The sequence below is a fragment of the Desulfobacter sp. genome (assembly GCF_050177295.1).
On record NZ_JBFXHE010000367.1, the window covers coordinates 1 to 4,542 of the forward strand.

The window sequence follows — 4,542 nt, forward strand, 5'->3', positions numbered from 1 at the left end:
AATCAAGGACATAAACATATCCGGTTTTCCCGATTTTTGTGTCCATGATCGCTTTTCTCAGGCTGGTGACGCTTTCCTGGGGGACTCCCACATATAGAACGCCAACAACGTAATTATTGGTATCATAGATTGGTTCGTAAGCCGTGATGTACCATCTGTCAACGACAAACGCCCGGCCCCTGAATGTTGTTCCATTCAGTACCTCTTTGATGACCGGATTTTGTTTTCCGTCAGGATTGATTGCGGGGATATAGCTTCCTACAGCTCTTTTTCCATCTTCCTTTAATACGTTTGTAGCAACCCGCAACATGCTTCCCGATTCGTTCAAACGTTGAAATATAGTACAGGTCCCCCCGACCAACGATTTGACTTTATCAACAATTAACGATTTTTGCGACATATCGTCTGTTTTTCCGATCCATTCCCCACCGACAATCATTTTGGGAAGCGAAAGCGTTTGTTTCTCTTTCGTATATTGATTGACAGCCTGCCATTCAATGCTCTCATTGGACAATTCTACAGAGCCCTGTTGTTTCATGATATCCCGAGCAAGGTTTAAAGAGCTGTCGACTGCTTTTTGAACCTGCTCCTGACTGGTCTTGCAGGTCGAATATACACCTTTAACCAGATGCTCGAAGTTTGCAATAGTCAAATCTGAGGTTTCGGCCTTCACAATTTTTTCAGTTTGGCTATCCTGAAAAAAAGAAATCAGAGAAATTAAGACAATAGGGATAACACTAAGTAAAATACCATAGATCATCAATTTCATTTTTAGCTTCAAGGAACTTAAAATCATAGTATATTTTTTCCTTTTGGCACTGCACCTATATATCCGGAAACTCGGTCCAGGGCCTGGGTCAGATCGGCGATAAGATCGCCATGAAATTCAATCCCCACAGAGAGACGGATCAGGCCGTCGGTCACTCGGGCGGCCAGACGCTGCTCTTTTTCCAGGGAAGCATGGGTCATGGACGCCGGATGCTGAATCAGGGTTTCAACACCGCCCAGGGAAACCGCCAGGGTGCACAGCTTTACTGAATTAAGCAGCGTCTCTCCGGCCTCAAACCCGCCCTTAAGCTCAAATGCCATCACCCCGCCCGGACCACTGTGCTGCGTTTGGCCAAGATCATACTGGGGATGACTTTTCAGCCCCGGATAGCGAACCCAGGCAATTTGGGGATGAGCTTCCAGGAACCGGGCAATTGCCATGCCGTTTTCCGCATGCTTTTCCATTCGGATTCCCAGGGTTTTGATACCCCTGTACACCAGAAATGCATTGAAAGGATCAATAACCCCGCCGGTCTGGTTCAATACGCTTCGATAGCGACTGTAGGTATCATCATCCTTAACCACTACAATACCGCCGATAACATCGGCATGGCCGTTAATAAATTTTGTCAGGCTGTGAAGCACGATATCGGCCCCGAGCGTCAATGGATTTTGGAACCAGGGACTTAGAAACGTGTTATCCACGGCAAGAACGGCCCCTTTTTCATGGGCTGCGGCGGCAATTTTTTTGATATCAGACAGCTCAATGGTGGGATTGCCCGGGGTCTCGATATACACCAGGCGCGTTTTCGGTTTTAAGGCCCCAATCACTTGATCAGTGTCCGAGGTATTAACGAAATCGATGGTAATGCCGAACCGTTTATACACGGTATTCAGTAACGTCAGTGTCGGCCCGTAGACCACCTGTGAGCAGACCACATGGTCGCCGGCGGACAATTCTGCGGCAAAAACAGTATTGACTGCGGCCATTCCGCTGGCACATCCCAGTGCGAACTTCCCCTTTTCCAGTGCGGCTACGGCGTCTTCCATGCCGCGAATGGTGGGATTGCCCATTCGTGTATAAATGTAGCCTTCCTGCCGCCCGGCAAAAAGGGCTGCCCCGTGGCCGGTGGAATCAAACCGGAAGGCCGACGTCTGGTAAATCGGCTGAACAACAGCCCTTGACTCGTTTACCGACGCTCCGGCATGGATACACATAGATTGGGGGGTCAATTCTTTATAATTCATAAGCGACCTCCTTTGATTGATTTTCATAAGACGAGTTAAGATTTATATTATCAGCTTTGCAACACATATAAAACTGCAAACTTTTCCCCAGGGATAGTAAGTGCTTGACCTGAGGCGGATTGATGGTATGTGTAAGAAAAACGAGAACTCGAAAGATAAAAAAGCAAAGACCCATGAAAATATCGGGCAAAAAAACAGCCCCATTATCCCTAAAATTTACCTGAACGGTAAAGAGATTTAAGACAAATTAATCTAAATTACCGGAGGCCCTGCCGTTCAGGCAGGGACTGCTCCATGACCGCCTGCCCGATCAGCTCCGATAACGGAACGATCGACAGTTTTCTGGTTTTAAGTCCATTCAATAGACGCTCAAGTTCGGTTAAAAACGAAGCGAGCAATGTGTTATCCGGTGTCTCATGGTTTTCAATCCAAGGCGTTGAATCATGGAGCAAAATAATATCACCGGGTTTCACCCGGTGCAAAATTTTTGACGCAATACCGGATATCCTGCGGTTGCCTTTATCCATGGCACGGCAGGAAAAATTTACAGCACTTAATCCCAATTCTGCCAGAACAGGTCCCAATTTGGGGTTGGTGATACCTGCCGGGGGCCGGAAAACCAGTGGCCGGATGCCATTGGCCGCAAGAACCGTCTGGGTTTTAATGATCTCCTCTTTGAGGCGCTGAGCTGATTTGAGCATGATCAAAGGATCGTGGGAATAGGTATGGTTGCCGATGGTGTGGCCCTGATCCAGAATTCGGGCAATGAGATCCGGATTCCTGCGGGCATTTTTTCCTGTGACAAAAAACGTGGCCGGCACCTGGTAAGTTTCAAGGAGAGTCAAAACCAAAGGGGTTGTCGTTCTGTCAGGCCCGTCGTCAAAGGTAAGAGAGACACAACGAATGCTGCGCGGACCCCGACAGATAACAGGCAAAAAAAAACCAAATGCCGTCAAAAAAGGAGCGGCCAGACACGCCAGAATAAATCCCGCCAGTGGAAAAAGGCTCCACACCGGTCCCCACAAAACAAACAAGGCGCTTGCCAAGACAAACGCAACAATTCCGGTTTTCTCCCCTGTGGTCAACATTTTCTCATCTTATGGTATTTTTTGTGCTTCCAATACAAAATTTCTTGTGGTTGAGAGTTCTTTTTTTTCAACTTCCACAAGGGCTTCCGACTGGAAAATGGTCAGCACTTGTTGGCCTGAAACGTTCGTGTGAAGTTCTCGAAATGCTGTCAGAATTTTTTCTTTTTGAGGAGAATCGAAATTTTTTCGGAAGCACAATATGACTGGAATCAAAGGGGGGGACTTCATAATAATACGCAATTTTCTGCCAATTTGAGGATTCAGCTCTATCATGGTGCTGAGTCCGGAGTTTGTGACGATACAGGCATCTGCCTTGTCAAAAAACACAGGGAGGACAGCCTTTGATATTTTTTCTGTTTTCGTGATGTTCACGTTGGGTTCCAGGCCATTGTAGCCGGTATTTATCCCCTTTATTATGGACTTGAGCCAGTATTCGGCCAAGGCGGTTCGAGGTGAGTTGTAAAAAATAAGATTATTTCCTATCAAGTCCTCACACTGTTTAATTTTTCCATCTACAGGTGCCAAGAGCACATACTCTTCATAAAGATTACCAGACGTTCGCGTCAGAAACCAATGCTCGGTTTCAAAATGGTCTGATATGTAAAGGTATTCTTCAAACTGGAGTCCTATGGAATCTATTTGGCTGTTGATCAATGCACGGCGTATGTCCTGGAGATTGGAAAATATCTGTGCCGATGGATCAGCATCTATATCATATTCGTCGGCCACTACTTTTGCCCATGCCCTGATGGAGGCCTTAGCATCGTTTTCGTTAACATTCGTAAAAAGAAATTTTGAGAAACCCATGCGAAAAGGGCTTATTTTTTCCCCATCCCCCGCGGTACAGGTGCCGCAGAAGAAAAAAACACCCCCCATCAACAGCAAGAAAAGTATAAAAAATTTTTGGACTAAAAGTTTCACTGTATAATTTTTCTATGGTGTAACTATTGAGGGATTAGCACCATAGCCCATCCCTATGATTACAGGGATAAAAGATATGCCCTATGAATCCAAATATCTCCTTCTTCTTCGCTAAGGTCCTGGAGGCTGTCGCGTTGCATACAGATGAATTCCATAGAATACTGTTGTATATAACCGTCAGCATCAAGACCTTTTTCTTTGCTGAGCTTTTTGAAAATCATAATTTGAATGCGGTTTAATTTCATAGGCCTGTGTAATTTTATATGAAACTAGAGACAAGATACAAGATACAAGATACAAGAGGGCGAAGCGCCTGCGGCGCCCATTTTAGCCCTGAATTGTTGGAGTCTTTAGTTTCATTGTTTGTTGTGGGCTTGCGGCCCATGTGGGTTATATGGATCATGGGTTATTGACGTGAAGCTTTGAAGCGCCTGGCCTTAGCAATCAAAGAGGGTGCCCAGCTGGTGGTACCAAGGGTATGGATGTGGGTATAGGTGCCAAAGGTATTGTCTTTAAA

Annotated in this window: 5 protein-coding genes; all 5 read right to left on the bottom strand. The window is 45.9% G+C overall.

Going from position 1 to position 4,542, the window contains the following annotated elements:
* Positions 1–781: Cache 3/Cache 2 fusion domain-containing protein (locus AB7U36_RS19120; RefSeq protein WP_428161244.1), on the bottom strand; the 781-nt coding region annotated here is incomplete at its 3' end.
* A gap of 11 nt (positions 782–792) precedes the next feature.
* Positions 793–2,016 carry a trans-sulfuration enzyme family protein gene (locus AB7U36_RS19125; RefSeq protein ID WP_428161245.1) on the bottom strand — a complete coding sequence of 408 codons (1,224 nt, stop codon included), beginning with the start codon at positions 2,014–2,016 and terminating at the stop codon, positions 793–795.
* 257 nt (positions 2,017–2,273) lie between these two features.
* Positions 2,274–3,104 (bottom strand): polysaccharide deacetylase family protein, encoded by an 831-nt coding sequence (locus AB7U36_RS19130; protein ID WP_428161246.1) that lies wholly within the window; start codon positions 3,102–3,104, stop codon positions 2,274–2,276.
* A gap of 9 nt (positions 3,105–3,113) precedes the next feature.
* Positions 3,114–4,025: a PhnD/SsuA/transferrin family substrate-binding protein gene (locus AB7U36_RS19135; protein ID WP_428161247.1), complete on the bottom strand. Its 912-nt coding sequence runs from the start codon at positions 4,023–4,025 to the stop codon at positions 3,114–3,116.
* A gap of 59 nt (positions 4,026–4,084) precedes the next feature.
* Positions 4,085–4,270 (bottom strand): hypothetical protein, encoded by a 186-nt coding sequence (locus tag AB7U36_RS19140; RefSeq protein ID WP_428161248.1) that lies wholly within the window; start codon positions 4,268–4,270, stop codon positions 4,085–4,087.
* Between the last annotated feature and the right edge of the window lie 272 nt (positions 4,271–4,542).

What these genes read in the sequence shown, in the direction of transcription:
- AB7U36_RS19125 (WP_428161245.1), bottom strand. Translation starts at nt 2,016, where the DNA reads ATGAATTATAAAGAATTGACCCCCCAATCTATGTGTATCCATGCCGGA.
- AB7U36_RS19130 (WP_428161246.1), bottom strand. Translation starts at nt 3,104, where the DNA reads ATGTTGACCACAGGGGAGAAAACCGGAATTGTTGCGTTTGTCTTGGCA.
- AB7U36_RS19140 (WP_428161248.1), bottom strand. Translation starts at nt 4,270, where the DNA reads ATGAAATTAAACCGCATTCAAATTATGATTTTCAAAAAGCTCAGCAAA.